15 protein-coding genes and 1 pseudogene are annotated in these 16,419 nt (G+C 70.8%); 5 read left to right on the forward strand and 11 right to left on the reverse strand.

The window, feature by feature from the left end:
* Window positions 1-12: 12 nt before the first annotated feature.
* The 7 genes and pseudogenes from RCR19_RS02800 to RCR19_RS02830 all read right to left on the reverse strand — a co-directional run bounded on the left by RCR19_RS02800 (window position 13) and on the right by RCR19_RS02830 (window position 9,382).
* Complete coding sequence (locus RCR19_RS02800) at window positions 13-2,820, reverse strand: hypothetical protein (protein WP_331263588.1); 2,808 nt, start codon at window positions 2,818-2,820, stop codon at window positions 13-15.
* The gene (locus RCR19_RS02805) at window positions 2,817-3,935 is read right to left on the reverse strand and encodes an AAA family ATPase (protein WP_331263589.1); all 1,119 of its coding nucleotides are present in this window, start codon (window positions 3,933-3,935) and stop codon (window positions 2,817-2,819) included. The genes RCR19_RS02800 and RCR19_RS02805 overlap by 4 nt, the downstream gene beginning before the upstream one ends.
* A 38-nt stretch (window positions 3,936-3,973) precedes the next feature.
* Window positions 3,974-5,401, reverse strand: coding sequence for a VWA domain-containing protein (locus RCR19_RS02810; protein WP_331263590.1), 1,428 nt, complete (start codon window positions 5,399-5,401; stop codon window positions 3,974-3,976).
* Window positions 5,398-6,735 (reverse strand): hypothetical protein, encoded by a 1,338-nt coding sequence (locus tag RCR19_RS02815; RefSeq protein WP_331269323.1) that lies wholly within the window; start codon window positions 6,733-6,735, stop codon window positions 5,398-5,400. The genes RCR19_RS02810 and RCR19_RS02815 overlap by 4 nt, the downstream gene beginning before the upstream one ends.
* Before the next feature lie 84 nt (window positions 6,736-6,819).
* Window positions 6,820-7,266: pseudogene (locus RCR19_RS02820) on the reverse strand (hypothetical protein); the annotation flags it as partial.
* Window positions 7,267-7,636: 370 nt separating this feature from the next.
* Entirely contained in the window at window positions 7,637-8,320 is a 684-nt protein-coding gene (locus tag RCR19_RS02825) for an alpha/beta hydrolase (RefSeq protein WP_331263591.1), read from the reverse strand.
* A 72-nt stretch (window positions 8,321-8,392) separates the two neighbouring features.
* Window positions 8,393-9,382, reverse strand: coding sequence for an aldo/keto reductase (locus RCR19_RS02830; RefSeq protein ID WP_331263592.1), 990 nt, complete (start codon window positions 9,380-9,382; stop codon window positions 8,393-8,395).
* Window positions 9,383-9,925: 543 nt separating this feature from the next.
* Between RCR19_RS02830 and RCR19_RS02835 the strand changes: the two genes are divergently transcribed.
* Window positions 9,926-10,654 (forward strand): hypothetical protein, encoded by a 729-nt coding sequence (locus tag RCR19_RS02835; protein ID WP_331263593.1) that lies wholly within the window; start codon window positions 9,926-9,928, stop codon window positions 10,652-10,654.
* A gap of 51 nt (window positions 10,655-10,705) precedes the next feature.
* On the opposite strand, the gene RCR19_RS02840 is transcribed toward RCR19_RS02835, so the two are convergent.
* Window positions 10,706-11,395 (reverse strand): GAF and ANTAR domain-containing protein, encoded by a 690-nt coding sequence (locus RCR19_RS02840; RefSeq protein WP_331263594.1) that lies wholly within the window; start codon window positions 11,393-11,395, stop codon window positions 10,706-10,708.
* A 311-nt stretch (window positions 11,396-11,706) separates the two neighbouring features.
* Between RCR19_RS02840 and RCR19_RS02845 the strand changes: the two genes are divergently transcribed.
* From RCR19_RS02845 to RCR19_RS02860, 4 genes are all read left to right on the forward strand, one after another.
* Window positions 11,707-12,174: a hypothetical protein gene (locus tag RCR19_RS02845; RefSeq protein WP_331263595.1), complete on the forward strand. Its 468-nt coding sequence runs from the start codon at window positions 11,707-11,709 to the stop codon at window positions 12,172-12,174.
* A gap of 356 nt (window positions 12,175-12,530) precedes the next feature.
* Window positions 12,531-13,478 carry an aminoglycoside phosphotransferase family protein gene (locus RCR19_RS02850; RefSeq protein ID WP_331263596.1) on the forward strand — a complete coding sequence of 316 codons (948 nt, stop codon included), beginning with the start codon at window positions 12,531-12,533 and terminating at the stop codon, window positions 13,476-13,478.
* An 88-nt stretch (window positions 13,479-13,566) separates the two neighbouring features.
* A complete protein-coding gene (locus tag RCR19_RS02855; RefSeq protein WP_331263597.1) occupies window positions 13,567-14,391 on the forward strand; it encodes an LLM class F420-dependent oxidoreductase in 825 nt (274 codons plus the stop codon).
* Between the two features lie 100 nt (window positions 14,392-14,491).
* Complete coding sequence (locus tag RCR19_RS02860) at window positions 14,492-14,665, forward strand: CsbD family protein (RefSeq protein ID WP_331263598.1); 174 nt, start codon at window positions 14,492-14,494, stop codon at window positions 14,663-14,665.
* Between the two features lie 58 nt (window positions 14,666-14,723).
* Here RCR19_RS02860 and RCR19_RS02865 read toward each other — a convergent pair whose 3' ends face one another.
* From RCR19_RS02865 to RCR19_RS02875, 3 genes are all read right to left on the reverse strand, one after another.
* Entirely contained in the window at window positions 14,724-15,788 is a 1,065-nt protein-coding gene (locus tag RCR19_RS02865; protein WP_331263599.1) for a biotin/lipoate A/B protein ligase family protein, read from the reverse strand.
* A gap of 181 nt (window positions 15,789-15,969) precedes the next feature.
* Entirely contained in the window at window positions 15,970-16,092 is a 123-nt protein-coding gene (gene ykgO, locus RCR19_RS02870) for a type B 50S ribosomal protein L36 (protein WP_059128114.1), read from the reverse strand.
* 46 nt (window positions 16,093-16,138) lie between these two features.
* A complete protein-coding gene (locus RCR19_RS02875) occupies window positions 16,139-16,399 on the reverse strand; it encodes a type B 50S ribosomal protein L31 (RefSeq protein ID WP_059128113.1) in 261 nt (86 codons plus the stop codon).
* Window positions 16,400-16,419: the final 20 nt, after the last annotated feature.

The raw sequence follows: 16,419 nt of genomic DNA on the forward strand, positions 1-16,419 counted from the left end.
TCCGGGGAGGAGTCATGCGGTGGCCATGAGCACCTCCAGTGCCGCCGCCGTCTGCGGATGGCGGGCGAGCAGCGTCGCCCCCTCCGCTCCGGCGATCTCCGGCTGCCAGGCACCGTCCCAGCCCAGCAGCGTCGCCACCGCGTCGCACGTCGCCGGGTGGGCGGCCGGCAGTACGGCGCCACCGCGTCCACCGGCGCGCACGGCCCGATCCGCGCGCGGTGCGTCCTTCGGCTCCCGCCACGGCGGCACCCACTCGTCCAGCGCGGCGAGTCGGCCCGGGAAGATCCGTCCCGCCTCGCGGATCAGCAACGGGGCCAGATCGGCCCCGCCCGATCGCAGCGTGGTGACGAGGGTCGGCAGCCAGGGCAGCAGCACCGGGTCCGGCAACCGCCCGAAGGCGTTCGACACCGCTTCCACGACGAAGTCGGCAAGGGCCGGCACGGGCTCCAGCGCGTGCACGAATCCGCTCAGGTAGCGCGGATAGGCGGGCAGCGCCAGGGGGTTGCCCAGCAGTTCGTCGCAGCGGGCCCGCAGATCCTCCCGGGACAGGCGCCCGAGCTGCACCTGCGCCGCCCACAACAGCGCCACCTTCGACGGCTCCTGCGGATGCGACTGCATGACCGCGAGCTCCAGCTGCGTCCGGTCGCAGCCCAGCGACAGGGCCAGGCCCTCCATGCTGAACAGGAAGCCGAGCATCGCCCCCACCTGGCGCACGGTCGCTTCCTCGTCGGCGAACGCGGTGGGGAGCAGCGTGCAGTAGTGCGCATAGCCGGCCTTGACGAAGGACTCGATCCAGGACGGCAGCACCGGCTCGCTGGTGCGGTAGTGGGCGAGCAGCCGCCGTACCCGGCGGAGCACCTCAGGAGCGCCGTCGACGCTGCGTTCGCTCGCCAGAACGGCCAAGGCGTGCGTACCCAGTTCGTCGGCGAGGCGGCGGCTGCGCAGGTACAGCGTGGCGTCCTCCACGGCCTCCAGCACGACCGCCGCCGTCGCCTGCGGACCGTACGCCGTGCGCCGAAGGCGTTGTTCAAGGACCTGCTCGATACCGACACCCTCGTAGCCGAGTTCGATCAGGGCCCTTTGGTGGGTGCCGAGGGCGAGGTCCCATGACTCCTGGATCGGCCGCTCGCCGAGCCGTCGCTCACCCATGATGGGCCTCGCCGCGCCCTGCGGCATCAGGTACCGCAGCATCCACAGCACGTCGGAGCACGCCTCGAGCTCGGGCCGGCCGGCTATGTCCAGCAACGCGCGCTGCACACCGCGCTGTTGCAGCTTCAGGTTCAGCGGTGCGAGCCGGTCGTGCACGTCGCGGGCGAGTGGCGGCAGGGCGTCGTACCCGACCTGGCCGATCCGGTCGCCGCCCATCATGATCTCCACGAGGCGGCGCACATCACGCCTGCCGGGCACGGCGTCCTTCTCGATGCAGGTGACCGCTGCGTCCTGGAAGTCGTACGGCGTGGGCCTGGCCCGGTCACGCATCCCGGCGAGCAGGATCGACGTCTGGAACACCGCGATGGCGTCGGCGGTGGAGGCGAGATAGCCGTTGCGCCGGGCGGCGCGCACGATGTCCACGGACCAGCCGAGCAGTTCGGCCTCGTCCAGCTGGTCGAGTACGGGCGGGCGCCGGAGGAAACCGGTCAGCTGATCGGCCGTCGGTGCCTGCGGTACGGGTTGCGGGGTCTTGCCGGGCGCGGTCCTGGCGGGCGCCGTCTTCTTCGTGCCCGCCTGGCCCGTCAGGCGGTACGGCTTCACGCGCGTCCGCTTGAGGTTCTTCGTCCAGAGCGCCGCGGCGATCGACACCGAGCCGGAGGCGAGGCCGAACTGCGCCTCGATCGCCGAATGGCTGGACGGGATGAGGCCGTGCAGCCACTTGGTGCCGCTGCGGGGACCGATCTCGAAGGTGTCGGCGCCGTGCACGCCGAACTCCTCGACGTCGCTGGCGGCGTGGAAGGCACCGCAGACGTAGAGGCAGTCCGCCGGGTCGGTGCCCGTGACGGCCAGGTGCTCGCGCATCCGGGTCCACATGTGGCGCTCCCGGTCCTCGTCCACCCGCACCCGGTGCGGATCACCGGGGGCGAGGCGCCGGAAGAGGCTGCCGATGAGGAACATGACCTGGCGGTATGTGTCGTGATCGGCGTCGCCGAGCGGCAGCTCCACGTACTGGTGCCACCACTCCGACCAGTGGCGCACCCGACCGTGGCGCAGCAGATGCTCCTCGAGTTCCGCGAAGCGCGGCCGCAGGTCGCCGATCTCCACGCCGACCGCGTCGCCGTGCAGCGCGGCCTCCTCCTCGGCGGGTGGTGCCTCCGGGTCGTCCGGCGCGGCGAGCTGTTCGGCGCGGGCGTCCCACTGGAAGACGTGGTCCGAGGAGCGGTCGACCAGGACGAGCTCCACGCCAGGGGTGTCCAGCGCGTAGGCGATCGCCTGGTACTCCGCCGAGGCCTCGGTGATCGGAGCGACCACCGACAGCGGTGCCCAGTCGGCGGGAAAACCGTCGACCTCGGTCGCGTACGCCTGGACCGCGACCGGGAGCCTGCAGTTGCGCAGTTCGGTCAGGAGCGGAGCCATGTCCTCGCACAGCTCCAGATACACGACCTTCGGCTGCTTCTCACGCAGGCGGCGCGCCATGGCGACCGCCGAGGCGGGCGAGTGATGGCAGACGGGGAAGACCTCCAGCGGCTCGCGCACGGCGCGGTCGACGTCGTCGACCATGCCGAGGAGGATGCCCTCCAGGGCGTCGGGCCCGTCGGCGAAGGTCGAGGCGGCCTCGCGCAGCTGCGTGCGCAGCGCTTCGAAGGTGCCCTCGTTCGTGCCGCTCATGACAGGGTGGCGATCGCGTCGCGACCACCCTCCAGGAACTCCGGCCAGGCGCCGCCCTCGTCCTTGCTGCGCGGCTCGACGACGCCGTGCAGGTACTTGTTCAGGATGGCCAGGTCCTCCGGCTCGCGCCGGGCCAGCGAGCCGACGAGCGAGGACGCGAGTGTGCGGGCGGTCAGGGCACGCTCGCCGAAGAAGTTGCTGTGCAGGATGGAGTCCTCCAGGACGCCGATCTGCTCGGCGGTGGACAGGGCGGACTCCAGCTTCTCGTCGTCGCTGCCGGCCGCGGCCGCCGAGGCACGCAGGTCGGCGAAGCTCTGCAGCAGCACGTCGAGCAGCGTCGGCGGCACGTCCAGCTCGATCCGATGGCGGCGCAGGAGTTCCTCGGTGCGGAAGCGGACGATCTCCGCCTCGCTCTTCTTGTTCGTCACCACCGGGATCCGTACGAAGTTGAAGCGGCGCTTGAGCGCGGAGGACAGGTCGTTGACGCCCCGGTCGCGGCTGTTGGCGGTGGCGATGACGGAGAAGCCCGGCTTGGCGAAGACGATGTTGTCACTGTCGCCGTCGAGTTCGGGGACGGAGATGTACTTCTCCGAGAGGATGGAGATCAGGGCGTCCTGGACGTCACTGGTGGAGCGGGTGAGTTCCTCGAAGCGGCCGATCGCGCCGGTCTCCATGGCGGTCATGATCGGTGAGGGGATCATCGACTCCCGCGACTGGCCCTTGGCGATGACCATGGACACGTTCCAGGAGTACTTGATGTGGTCCTCGGTGGTGCCGGCCGTGCCCTGCACGACGAGCGTGGAGTTGCGGGAGATCGCGGCGGAGAGCAGCTCGGCGAGCCAGCTCTTGCCGGTGCCGGGGTCGCCGATGAGCAGCAGTCCGCGGTCGGAGGCGAGGGTGACGATGGAGCGCTCGACGAAGCTGCGATAGCCGAACCACTTCTGTGAGATCTCGCGGTCCAGGCCGTCGGAGGGCTCGGAGCCCAGGATGAACAGGCGGACCATCTTGGGCGACAGCCGCCAGGAGAAGGGCTTGGGGCTGTCGTCGATCGACTCCAGCCAGTCGAGTTCCTCGGCGTACTTGGTCTCGGCGGGGGCGCGCAGCAGGTCGGACATGAGGGGCCTTTCGTGGGTCTTTGGGACGCGTGGGGCGCTCAGGCGAGGAACGTCTTGAGTTCGTCGACGAGCTTGCGTATGTGTCCGGAGATCACGGGTGTGCCGAGAGCTTTGAAGCGCTCCCGGAACCAGGGGTTGACCTCCTGGCGGCCGGAGCTGGTCACCGAGCCGACGGGGATGAACTTCACCCCGGAGCGGTGCACCGCCTCGATGCCCTCGAACAGCGGCTGCGAGCGGTCGAATTCGTAGAAGTCCGAGATCCACACCATCACGGTGTTCCGCGGCTCGGCGATCTTCGGGCGGGCCATGGCCATGGCGACCGGGCCGTCGTTCCCGCCGCCGAGATTGGTACGCAGCAGAGCCTCGAACGGGTCGTTCACCCAGGGGGTGAGGTCGATCGCGCGGGTGTCGTAGGCGATGAGATGGACGTCCACCTTGGGCAACCCGGCGAAGATGGACGCCAGGATGGTGCAGTTGACCATCGAGTCGACCATCGAGCCCGACTGGTCCACCACCACGATCAGCCGCTGGGGCGTGGTCCTGCGGGCGGTGTGCCGGTAGAAGAGGCGGTCGACGTACAGCCGCTCCTCCTCCGGACTCCACTTGGTGAGGTTCTTCCAGATGGTCCGGTCGAGGTCCAGGTTGCGGAACACCCGCTTGGGCGGCACCGAGCGGTCCACGGCGCCGACCGTGGCCTTCTCCACCTGCGTGCGCAGCACGTCGGCCACATCGTCGACGTAACGGCGGATGAGCGCCTTGGCGTTGGCCAGTGCCACGCCCGACAGGTTGTTCTTGTCCCGCAGCAACTGCTCGATCAGCGACATGCTGGGCGTAAGCTGCGCGGCGAGCCGAGGATCCGCGAGCACCTCGCGCAGGTGCATCCGCCGCACGAGATCGGCCTCGATGGCGCCCAGTTCGGGGCCGATCGCCGGGATCAGCCGGCTGAGGTCGGCGGTCGCCCCGCCGCCACCCGTGCCCGTCAAGCCAACGCCCCGGCCCGCGCCTCCTCCGGGACGCCCACCGCGCAGCTCGCCGGGCTTGCAGCCGAGCGCGCGCTCCAGCCAGCCTGCGTCGGACTGCCAACGCGACAGCTGTGCGGCGCTGACCGTACCGGACCCGGCGGCGAAGACATTGAGCAGCACCTTGGACACCAGTGCCGCGCGCCGCACCTCGGCCGCGCGATCGCGCGCTTCGCCGTCGGCCCCGGACTGCGGCTCGGGCACCATGAGACCTTCGAACTCGGCGGCGAGCTCCGGGTGACGCTGCACGATCGAGTCGACGGACGCCTGGGGGTCCAGGAGCGCCGGTGGCAGACCGATGTCCTCGACGACGGCGACACTCGCCGACTCAAGTGTCGTCTGTTCCTCGTTGTCGAAGAGGCGGGACAGCAGTCGCCAGTACAGCACTTGGCGCCGGTTGTCGTGGAGGTCCGCCCGGTGGCTCTGGCCCGTGGTCGCGTCTGTCATTTCCGCAGCAGCCTTCCGGCTCGCTCGCGCAGCACCGCTGCGGCGTCGCTGGCGGCCTTCTCCGCCCTGAGGCCCGCCTTGTCCGTCGTGCCTCCGGCCCAGGCGCCCGCCTGGATCGCGACGGCCTTCTTGCGCACGGTGGTCTCGACGGCGAGCGGCTGCAGGACGAACATCCCCGCCTCCCAGCGGAGCAGTCCGATGCACGCGCTCGACGACGCGACGGCGTCGGCCGTGAGCGGGCCGGCCGCGGGGATGCGGTCCGTGTCGACGGCGAGGGCGCATCCGGCCGCGGTGAGTTCCATGGCGTCCTCGTTCCGTACGGTGTAGCCCTCCAGGAACACCGGTACCGCGACGGCGGAGGGATGCCGGTCCAGCGGCGCGGTCACCGAGGCGTGCGCGGCGGGAAGAGCGACGCGGGCGGTCGCGAAGACCTCGGCGGGCTCACCGGGACGTGCGTGTTCGTCGTGCCAGACCAGGTCGCCCTCGCCGGTGATCGGCATATCGGTGATGTCCATCGAACGGCCTTCGCCGACGGCCGACAGCAGCGCCATATGGGGCCGCATCAGCTGCCACACGCCGGCCCCCACGACGGTGTCCGGCTTCGGCACCGAGACACCTGCGCGCACCAGTCGCGGCGCCGTGCCGTCAGCGGGCTCGAACACGGCGTGGACCTGAGCCCGTGCGGCGGTCGGGTGTTCGTGCAGGTCGACGCCGAGGGGCAGGAGGCGGCCGGTGGCCGTGCCGGTCACGGGCACGTCGGCGGCACCGGGCAGCGTCAGGAGGATCGCACGGGACCACAGATCGGCCCAGCGACGCTCGGGAACCCGCTCCAGGGTCGCTCCCGGGCAGCAGGCGGCAAGTTCGGCGGCGAACCCGTCGAGGAGGGTGGCCAGGCGGCGCAGGGACGGGTCCGGAAGCATCGCGGAGACGACTGGTGCCACCCCGGACACCAGCTCGTGGTCGATGCCACGCCAGCCGGCGCGCGCCAGATCCGACAGCCAGGAGCGGGCGGCGGCGAGCGCGTTCGCCGCCGGCCGCTGCGCGAGGGCCGGGGCCGCCCCTTCGCCGCGGCTTCGGCCGGTCCACTCCTCGACGCGGTCCATGAGGGCGTCATGGACCGAGCCGAGCAGCGCGGTGCGGGCAGCGGCGAGAGCGATGCAGTGGTCCTCGCCGGCTGCTCCAGCGGCCGCCTTCTCCGCGGCCTCGGCGACGCCGGACGCCAGCGGTGTGCCCGCAAGGGCATCGGCGAACTCGGCCAGATCGGCGGCCTGGGCGGGCCGGGGGCGCAGCAGACCGCCGACGAGGGTCCGGTCGAAGGCGTCCACGGCGGCCATCGCCTCGTCGAGGCCGGCGATGGGCTCGGCGAGCAGGCCGGTGCCCTGCACTTCGGCCGAACCGAGCGGGTGCCGGAGTACGTCCGCCACGCCCGCCCTGGTCGGCGGGAACCACTGCATCTCGGGCAACGGCGTCGTGGTGGGGGCGAGTTCGAGGTAGGACAGATGGCGCAGGAATCGGCTGAAGACGGGGGCCGCGGCCTGGTTGCCGGCCGACGAGGGATGCGTGCCCGCCATGGCGGCGGCAAGGCTCTCCGCGCTCGCCTCGGTCTCGACCCGCAGATAGCGGGCGACGCCCTCGACGCCGTACTGCAGCACCGCCTCGTTGATCAGAGCCCGGATGTGGTTGCAGAACGAGCCGCGCGCGCCGCCGCAGGGACGGTTGTTGTTGGTGCTGCAGGCGAACGCGTAGGTGCCGGCCGCGACCGAGGACACATAGACCCGCTCGATGTCGGATCCGCTGGACACCACGCCCTGCAGACGTCCGTCGGCCAGTTCGACGAACGGGACTTTCGCGAGCTTGCGTGGCATCGCGGGTGGTATCACCCGCGCCGTGCTCGACTTCTCCCAGCCCGACAACGCACCATCTCCTTTGCGGCAAGGGGGGATTCCCCACCGGCTCGGCGGGACACGACTGAACCTAGTGGGGACCACTGACAACGCAGCCGGAGCACCGCTCGGCGGCGCCGGGAGTGGCCCATCGCACGCATGGCGCGAAGTGCGCATGGCGCGAAGTGCGCACGGCGGCCCGCCTCACCGTCCGCGGTGCCGCCCGACCGCCCCTTCACACGTCGGAGCACGTCACGGCGCGGGGGTACTTCGCCGTCATGTGCGGGGACCGGCGTACGACGGGCGAGCGGCTCCGGGCCGTCCTCGGAGCCGGGATGCTCCGGGATGTGCCTCAGAGCCGCAGGAAGTCCGCGACGGCCTCGGTGAACGCCTCCGGGGCGAAGCGGTGGACCAGGTGTCCGACCGGAATGGTGACCATACGCCCGCCCGGGATGAGCCGGGCCAGTTCGGCGACCGCGTCCTGGGGCATGTGGCTGCTCGGGCCGCCGGCCACGACCAGGGTGTCGGCGGTGATCCGACCGAGCCGAGCCGACCACGCGGGGTCGGGCCTGTCGAGCTGCCTCCTGACCGCCGGGACCACCTCCCAGTCGAAGGAGAGCTCGCCCTCCGGCCTGGCAGGGGTGCTCGGCTCGCGGTCACGGGGTGCCGGAACGTCCTCGAGGACAAGACCGGCCACTCGCTGTGGACGGTCCGCGGCGAACAAATAGGCGATGACACCGCCCAGCGAATGGCCGATCAGGTCCACCCGGTCGAGTCCCAGGCTGTCGAGGAAGCGCAGTACATCGCTCTGCATGAGTTCGAGCGCGTAGTCTCCGGGGCGGTCGCTCAGTCCGTGACCGCGGAGGTCGAGGGCGTACACCCGTCGGCTCCGGGCGAGCACGGGCGCCACCCTGTCCCAGTCGGCGGCGCCCTCGCCCAGTGCGTGCAGCAGGACGAGCGGCGGGGCATCCGGCGGGCCCCACACCCGGTAGGCCAGCCGGATCCCGGTCAGGTCGACCCGGCGGTGATCCGTCATGTCCGCAGGCTATGCGACGGGTTCACCCGCCGGACCGGGGGTTCGCCGTCGGCCGAACGTCGTCCGGACCTGCTAACGGTTCAGCACCCTCATCCCCGCCTCGTCGTAGCGCTCCCCGGCCGGCTCGGGCAACTCGGCTTCGATGCGCTCGAGTTCGTCCTTCGTCAGCTCGACGTCCACCGCGCCCGCGTTCTGTTCCAGGTAGGTGCGGCGCTTGGTGCCCGGGATGGGGACGAGGTCGTCGCCCTGCGCCAGTACCCAGGCGATCGCGAGCTGCGCGGGTGTGACGCCCTTCTCCGCGGCGATCTCCTTCACCTTCTGCGCGAGCCTCAGGTTCGCCTGCAGGTTCTCGCCCGTGAACCGCGGACCGCTGCGGCGGAAGTCCCCTTCGTCCAGTTCGTCGGGAGAGGTGAACCGGCCCGCGAGGAAGCCGCGCCCCAGCGGCGAGTACGGCACGAACCCGATGCCGAGCTCACGGCACGTGGGAAGCACGGCGGCCTCCGGGTCGCGTGACCACATCGAGTACTCGGTCTGTACCGCGGCGATGGGGTGGACGGCGTTCGCTCGGCGGATCGTCTCCGCGCTCGCCTCGCTCAGCCCGATATGGCGGACCTTGCCCTCCGCGACGAGTTCGGCCATCGCACCGACGGTCTCCTCGATCGGCACGTTCGGATCGACGCGGTGCTGGTAGTAGAGGTCGATGTGGTCGGTCCCGAGCCGCTTGAGCGAGCCGTGGATCGAGCTGCGCACATGCTCGGCGGAACCGTCCTGCCGCCCCACCGTGCTCATGTCGCCCGGAACGGCGTCGTCCATGCGGTAGTTGAACTTCGTGGCGATGACGTACTCGTCACGGTGTCCCTTGATCGCACGTCCGATCAGCAACTCGTTCGTCAGCGGACCGTAGATCTGGGCGGTGTCGATGAAGTCGACACCCAGCTCGAGGGCGCGCTGGATGGTCTTGACGCCCTCCTCCTGATCGGCGGAGCCGTAGAAGGCGGACATTCCCATGCAGCCGAGCCCGATGGCGGAAACCTCCAGGTCCCGAAGCCTGCGCTGCTCCATGTCGTCCCAGCCTTTCTTGCGATGTCGTCCTGCCGCTGGACGGGCCGCGGGCCCGCCGCTGCGCCGGAACTCGCCGGGCACCGCCTTGATGGCCCAGGGACGAGGGCGGGCCGCTTCCCATGCGCGGCTGCACGACCTCGTGACCGCCTTGCCGGCCCGTCGGGCGGCGGATCCCGTAAATCGGCATCCCGGAGTTCCACGGCATGAACGCTAGGGCTTCGCGTGCACTCCAAGTCAAGCAGCGAGGGGCGCCGTGCGCCTCCCCGTGCGCGACCCGGACGCGGCCCTTCGCCACCCGTGCGGCACGCTGCCCGCTGCCGCCACCCGGACGGATCAGCGGGGCAGGGCGTGATCGCACGCACCGCCCGACGAGGATCGCGCCGGTCGGAGCCCCTCTCGGCTCCGTATGGGGGCCGGCGGCCGCCGGGCGATCTTCGGCCCGTTCGCACACGCTGGTGGCGGGGCCCGCCCATACTCGCTGTCCGCGCCGCGGGCGCCTCCCCACTCACGCCGTTCCAGAACGCCACACAAGGAAGTACGGCAATGACATTGACGACGCACGCGCTGATCCCGGCGCTGCAGGATGCCCGGGACGCCCACGCAGCGGTCATCGACAGGTTCAGGGCGGACATGGCCGTGACCCCGGTCGGACCGCACCGCCGGGCCATGGAACACCACCTCGCCGACGCCCACGAATACATGACGCGCATCGACGAGCATGTACGTGCCATCCGGCCCCGCCACCTGCTCTCCGACACGACCGCGATCGTCCGCACGCTCGTGACGGGCGCCTTCCGTGCGGCCCGCATCCCCATGGAGGCCGGCGCGATGATCGTCGACGGCCTGCTGTACGGCGGTCAACCGGCCGCCGAGCGCCGCCTGTTGAAGAACATCGAGGGCGAGTACGCCGCGACCGCCCAGGCGTTGGCGGCCTGCCGGGTCGGTGAGAGCATCGCCGCTCTCGCCGACGACGAACGGGCCATGGACCTGCTGGGCGCGCTTCGCCACCAGGACGAGCAACTGCTGCAGACGCTGGAGAACAGCCTCGAACAGGTCGCCCAGGCCATGGTCGACGCGACCGCCGGAAGCAGCCGGCAGCTCCAGGGCCACACGATGGACCATGCGGTCGCGGGCCGACGTGCTCAGCTGTGGCCGGACAGCCCGCGCACCGACAGCAGGGCCGAACCTGCAAACACCCCCAGGTCGATGGCACCGGCCGCCTGGACGAGGTCGGTGCCACCGGGGCGGGACCGCATGGGGAACATCGGCTGACCCCGGCGCCGGGCCACGCCCGCCTCCCGCCGGCGGGGGCGGGCCCCTGTGTCAGACGACGGTGCCCCGTTCGCAGATCCGGCGGGCGACCTCGCGGAGTTTGATGTTGTGTTCCTGCGAGTAGCGGCGCAGAACGTCGAAGGCCTGGTCCTCCGCGAGGTCATGGCTGCCCATCAGGATGCCCATGGCCTCACCGATGGTGTGGCGGGTGGTGAGGGCGTTCTGCAGTTGGGCGTGGGTGCGGGCGCTGGAGAAGGCGACCGCGGCGTGGGAGGCGAGGAGCCAGCCGGCGGTCTCACTGGCCTCGGTGAAGGCGCCGGGGTGGAAGGAGTAGAGGTTCAGCGCGCCGAGGTCCTCGTCCTCCGTGAACAGCAGGAACCCCATCATGCTGCCCAGGCCGAGCTTGCGGGCCTCGGGACCGTAGGAGGGCCAGCGCGGCTGCGCGGCGGTGAAGTCGGCGATCCGGAAGACGCGCTCCCCCTCGGAACTGCGGGCGGCGTCGAAACAGGGGCCCTCACCGAGGCGCTCCTGGAGCATGTCGCTCTCGACCACTACCCGGCCGGTGGGCGCCAGGGACTCCGCGCGGCTGCCCTGGACGATGAGGATGCCGGCCTCGTCGCAGCCCTCCACCAGTTCCGTCGCCGACCCGGTGATCCTGGCCAGCGTGGCATCGACCGAGTCCTGCGCCAGCAGATCGCGCGCCATCGACGCCATCTGCTGACCGAATACGCGCCAGTCCATACCATCCTCCCTCTACAGGGCTTCTCTCCAGCCTGTCACGCGGGAACCGGACGAATCCACGCCGTGACACGGCCGTCCGGCGGGCAGGCCGGCCCCGCTCACGCGGCCGGACGGACGGCGCGCCGCATCGGGAACGCCACCGGCATCACGCCGGACTGCTCGCCCTCGGTGACGGCCAGGCAGGCGGTTCGGAGGCGCGGCCGCGGTGTTGCTCCGTACAAGTGGTGCATCCTGCGGCACGGTCGTAGCGTCATCACAGAACCGAGCAGGTACGGGCGCAGGAGTCCGAAGACAGGCGGCCGGGAGCACATATGCGGAGATACACAGTCAGCACGGCGGTCACACTCTGTGCCGTCGCATCGCTCGCGGCGGCCATGGGGCCCGCTTCCGCCTTCCCGGCGGCGGCACCACCGGCAGCACACGCCGTGCAGCAACAGTCCGCCCCGCCGGTGCTCGTCGACTGCCTGTGGAAGCCGCAGGTACACCCCGGCGACTTCATGCTGGCCTGCGGAGACGGCAACAGCCGCCTTGCCTCGCTGCGCTGGTCCCACTGGGGTGCGGACTCCGCGCAGGCCACGGGCACGAACCTGGTGAACGACTGCGATCCCTACTGCGCGGCGGGCACGTTCCACTCGTACACGGTCACCGTGCGCCTGGACGACCCCAAGCCCTGGGCGAAGAACCCGAAGATGCAGCAGTTCACCCGGATGAGCCTCGTCTACACGGACGGCAGACCGGACGGGTTCCGGCAGACGATGACCTACCCCCTCTGGAGCTGAGGGAGCCGACTCACCCGCCTGGGTCAACCGAGGTCGCGGCGCATCCCACCACGTCCGTATGTTCGACAGAGGCGCGGTGCGGTCGCACTCGGTGAGTCGCCCGGTGGGCCGCTCCCGTGGGAGGCAGTCGTGCGGCGTGTCGCCGTGGCCGCTGTCGTGGGAGTCCCCGGGCTCGCGGTCGGTGCGACCGCCGGCGGTCACGACACCAACCCGGCCGGTCCCACGCAACTGCACCGGGCCCGGCGAGGGTGGGAGTGCCGAGGGCCGGCTCGTCGGCGGTTCGACGACGGCAAGGTCCCCGTCGATCTCCCGCTCCTCGGACCACGCGGACCGAAGCGCGAAGAAGGAGGCGCGAGATGTCCGACACGGGGAGAGATCCCACGGCCGAGCGGCTTCAGCACCTTGTCGACGCCGGTTATCCCGACGCGCGGCCCGTCGAGGGCGCGGTGGAGGGCGCCGTCTACCTGGTCGGCCAGGGCAGGGTAGCCAGGGTGTGGGAGCACCGCCATGGATCGGAACTGCTGCGCATGCAGCGCTTCTACGCCGACTCCGCCGGGCATCTGCCCTTCGAGGCACCACGGATCCTCGCCGTCCAGGACATCGCGGGCGTGCCGGTCACCGTCGAGCGGGAGCCCACCGGCGAGCCCCTGGCGGTCAAGGTCCGTACCGACGACCCCGAGGTGCTGCCCGAAGCGGTCGACTGCCTGGTGCGGGTGCTGCGCGGGCTCGCGGACGCCCATGACGTCGACGAGGTGAAGCGGCTGCCCGTGCTGGACGAGGAACGCCCGCTGTGGGAGGGACACACCGCCTTCGGGACCGCACTCGCCGATCTCATCGACCGGCGGGTCGGCCGCTGCTCCGCCCCGCTCTCCGCACGGGTCACCGACTTCGCGGGCAAGCGTGCCCGTCTCATGGAGAGGCTGCGGTCCCTGCCCGCGACGACGCCCGAGGCGGTCGTGCACGGCGATGTCTTCCCCGAGACCGTCCTGGTCGACGACGACCTCAGGCCCGTCGCGCTCGTCGACTACGGCTTCCTGTCCACGGGCGGGGACCCACGGTTCGACGCCGCCGTCGCCGCGGCGATCTTTCCGACGTCCGTGGAACACGCGGCGGAGATCACCCGGCGGCTCACCGAGCGGTTCGCCGACGAGTTCGGCTACGAGACCGACGACCTGCTGATCTACCGCGCGGCCTATGCGATGGCCACGTGCGACGCCTTCGCGCCGGGCGGTGGCGACGACCACTTCGCATGGTGCACGTCCGTGCTCGACGACCCCGCGGTCTGTGAGGTCCTGGCACGGTGACGGCCGGACGCGGGTCCCCGGCCCAGGACCTCCGCAAGCTCGTCACACCGTCCGTTCCCCGGTTCGACCGATCCTCGACGGAGTTCCCGTGAAATTCGGCATCGCGACCTTCATCACCGACCAGGGCATCCGCCCGGCCCCACTCGGCAGGGCCCTGGAGGAACGAGCATTCGACTCGTTGTTCATCGCCGAGCACTCGCACATCCCGGTGGACCGCCGGTCGCCGTATCCCGGTGGCGGTGAGCTGCCGGAGCGGTACTACCGCACACTCGACCCCTTCGTCGCCCTGAGCGCGGTCGGCGCCGTCACCGAGCGGCTGCTGCTGGGCACCGGCATCGCCCTGATCCCGCAGCGCGACCCGATCACCACCGCGAAGGAGGTGGCCTCGCTCGATCTGATCTCGAACGGCCGTGCCGCCTTCGGTGTCGGCATCGGATGGAACCGTGAGGAGATGAGCAACCACGGTGCCGATCCCTCGACCCGCGGTCGCCTCACCGACGAGCGGCTGCGCGCCATCGTGGAACTGTGGACCAAGGAGAAGGCGGAGTTCCACGGCGAGTTCGTGGACTTCGATCCGGTCTTCTCCTGGCCGAAGCCCGTGCAGCGCCCGCATCCGCCGATCTACGTCGGTGGCGGCGAGGGCGCCTTCCCACGGGTGGCGCAGTTGGGTGACGCATGGCTGGCCAACAGCGCGTCGCCCGACGAGCTCGGCCCCAGGATCGAACGACTGCGTTCCGTCGCGGGGCGGGACGTGCCGGTGATGGTGTACGGGGTTCCCGCGGACCCGGGGCAGATCGAGGGCTACATCGCCCTCGGGGTCGAGCGTCTGCTCTTCTATCTGCCGACGGCGCCGGAGCCGGACACGCTGGGGAATCTCGACCGATTCGCCGAGGTGGCCGCCCGCTACCGCTGAGCCGGCCACGGCGCCCGTCGCGGCGTCGATGTTTACTCGCGGCTCGTCGGATCACCCGACGTCATGACACCGGAGTCGAATGCGACTGGAGTGAGCAACGGTGGCTGGTGAACAGAAGGCCAAGGCGAAAATGGAAGAGGCCAAGGGCAAGACCAAGGAGACGGTCGGCCGCGCGGTGGGCAACGAGAAGATGACCGCCGAAGGCCGGGCCGAGAAGGCGAAGGGCAGCGCACGTCAGGCCAAGGAGAAGACCAAGGACGTCTTCAAGCGCTGACGAGCGGCACCCCTGAGCGGGGTCACCTCCTGCCGGGAGGTGACCCCGCTGTGCGCGTTCACGGGACCCGGGCGGTCCACTTTGGGGAGGAGAACTTCGCCGCGGCGAGTTCCTCGGCCCGCTTCAGTTCGTCGGGGGTCACCCCGCCGCTCGAGAGGCCGTAGCGCGCGTCGAAGGACCGGATCATGCGTTCGATGACGGTCTCGCGCGACAGACCCGTCTGCCGTCGCAGCGGGTCGACGCGCTTCCTGGCGCTGCGGATGCCCTTGTCGGACAGCTTCTCCCGGCCGATGCGGAGCACCTCCAGCATCTTGTCGGCGTCGATGTCGTACGACATGGTCACGTGGTGGAGAACCGCGCCAGGCCCGCCGTCCGGACCGATCACGCGCTTCTGGGCGGCTCCCGCGATCTTCCCCGCCTCGCTGGTGATGTCGTTCAGGGGCTGGTACCACGCCTTGATGCCCATGTCGTCCAGGGCGCCCAGCACCCAGTCGTCGAGATAGGCGTAGGAATCGGCGAACGACAGCCCGGACACGAGGGAGGCGGGCACGGAGAGGGAGTACGTGATGGTGTTGCCCGGCTCCACGAACATGGCCCCGCCGCCCGAGATGCGCCGTACCACGGTGATCCCGTGGCGCTCGGCGGCTTCCGCGTCGACCTCGTTCCTCAACGACTGGAAACTGCCGATCACGACGGCCGGTCCGCCCCACTCCCAGACGCGGAGAGTCGGTGGCCGGCGCCCCGCGGCGACCTCCTCCGTCAGGACCTCGTCGAGCGCCATGTGCAGGGCGGGCGACTGGGGCCGCTCGTGGACGAGCTGCCAGTCGTAGTCGGTCCAGTCCGTCGCCTGTGCCAGGGCCCGGCGGACCGCCACGGCGACGCCCTCCGCGGTCAGTCCGTACATGACGGTCCCCTCGGGAAGGCCCTGTTCGATCCGCAGGGCGAGCGCGGCCGCCTCCGTGTCGACGGGGACCCCTTCGAGTGCCTGGTTGACGGCGAGCAGCGCCTCGTCGGGTTCGAGGAAGAAGTCACCCGCGACCCGGACGTTGCGCAGGACGCCCCCGTGGTCGTCGAGATCGACCACGACCAGCTTGCCACCGGGCACTTTGTACTCGCCGTGCATGATGATCCGCCTTGATCATTCGTCTGATGCCGACACGGTAACGCCGTCGCCGTCCCTGCTGTTCCACGTCGACGGCCCCGGCCGGTGGTGACACCGGCCGGGGCCGAACAGCGAGGTGGCCGTGCCGTGTGCACGGCGGAAGCCGGTCGCGCGCGGTGGCGGTCACCGCCGCACGGCGGCGTCAGCCCTGACGGGCCTTGAAGCGGGGGTTCTTCTTGTTGACCACGAAGGTCACACCCCGGCGGCGCACCACCTGGGCCCCCGGCTTCGACTTCAGCGAGCGCAGAGAGTTGCGCACCTTCATGACTGTCCTCTCTTCCTGGTTCTCTTGGCCGGATGCCGGACCGCGGTCAGCCGCGGACCTGTGCCGCCCGGCCGTAGCGCCGCTCGAAGCGCTCGACGCGGCCGGCGGTGTCCACGACCCGCGAGGTGCCCGTGTAGAACGGGTGGCTGGCCGACGAGATCTCGACGTCGATCACCGGGTAGGTGTTGCCGTCCTCCCACTCGACCGTGCGCGTGGAGTGCGCGGTCGAACGGGTCAGAAACGCGAAACCCGCGGCGCGGTCCCGGAAGACGACCGGGCGGGAGTCGGGGTGGATACCGGTCCTCATGGGATGTCCCTCCTCATGGC

The sequence above is a fragment of the Streptomyces sp. WAC07094 genome, assembly GCF_036320405.1.
In the GTDB taxonomy this organism is placed as follows: domain Bacteria; phylum Actinomycetota; class Actinomycetes; order Streptomycetales; family Streptomycetaceae; genus Streptomyces; species Streptomyces lannensis.

Coding starts and splice junctions, on each gene's coding strand:
- RCR19_RS02800 (WP_331263588.1), bottom strand. CDS start 2,820: ATGAGCGGCACGAACGAGGGCACCTTCGAAGCGCTGCGCACGCAGCTG.
- RCR19_RS02805 (WP_331263589.1), bottom strand. CDS start 3,935: ATGTCCGACCTGCTGCGCGCCCCCGCCGAGACCAAGTACGCCGAGGAA.
- RCR19_RS02810 (WP_331263590.1), bottom strand. CDS start 5,401: ATGACAGACGCGACCACGGGCCAGAGCCACCGGGCGGACCTCCACGAC.
- RCR19_RS02815 (WP_331269323.1), bottom strand. CDS start 6,735: ATGGCCGCCGTGGACGCCTTCGACCGGACCCTCGTCGGCGGTCTGCTG.
- RCR19_RS02825 (WP_331263591.1), bottom strand. CDS start 8,320: ATGACGGATCACCGCCGGGTCGACCTGACCGGGATCCGGCTGGCCTAC.
- RCR19_RS02830 (WP_331263592.1), bottom strand. CDS start 9,382: ATGGAGCAGCGCAGGCTTCGGGACCTGGAGGTTTCCGCCATCGGGCTC.
- RCR19_RS02835 (WP_331263593.1), top strand. CDS start 9,926: ATGACATTGACGACGCACGCGCTGATCCCGGCGCTGCAGGATGCCCGG.
- RCR19_RS02840 (WP_331263594.1), bottom strand. CDS start 11,395: ATGGACTGGCGCGTATTCGGTCAGCAGATGGCGTCGATGGCGCGCGAT.
- RCR19_RS02845 (WP_331263595.1), top strand. CDS start 11,707: ATGCGGAGATACACAGTCAGCACGGCGGTCACACTCTGTGCCGTCGCA.
- RCR19_RS02850 (WP_331263596.1), top strand. CDS start 12,531: ATGTCCGACACGGGGAGAGATCCCACGGCCGAGCGGCTTCAGCACCTT.
- RCR19_RS02865 (WP_331263599.1), bottom strand. CDS start 15,788: ATGCACGGCGAGTACAAAGTGCCCGGTGGCAAGCTGGTCGTGGTCGAT.
- ykgO (WP_059128114.1), bottom strand. CDS start 16,092: ATGAAGGTGCGCAACTCTCTGCGCTCGCTGAAGTCGAAGCCGGGGGCC.
- RCR19_RS02875 (WP_059128113.1), bottom strand. CDS start 16,399: ATGAGGACCGGTATCCACCCCGACTCCCGCCCGGTCGTCTTCCGGGAC.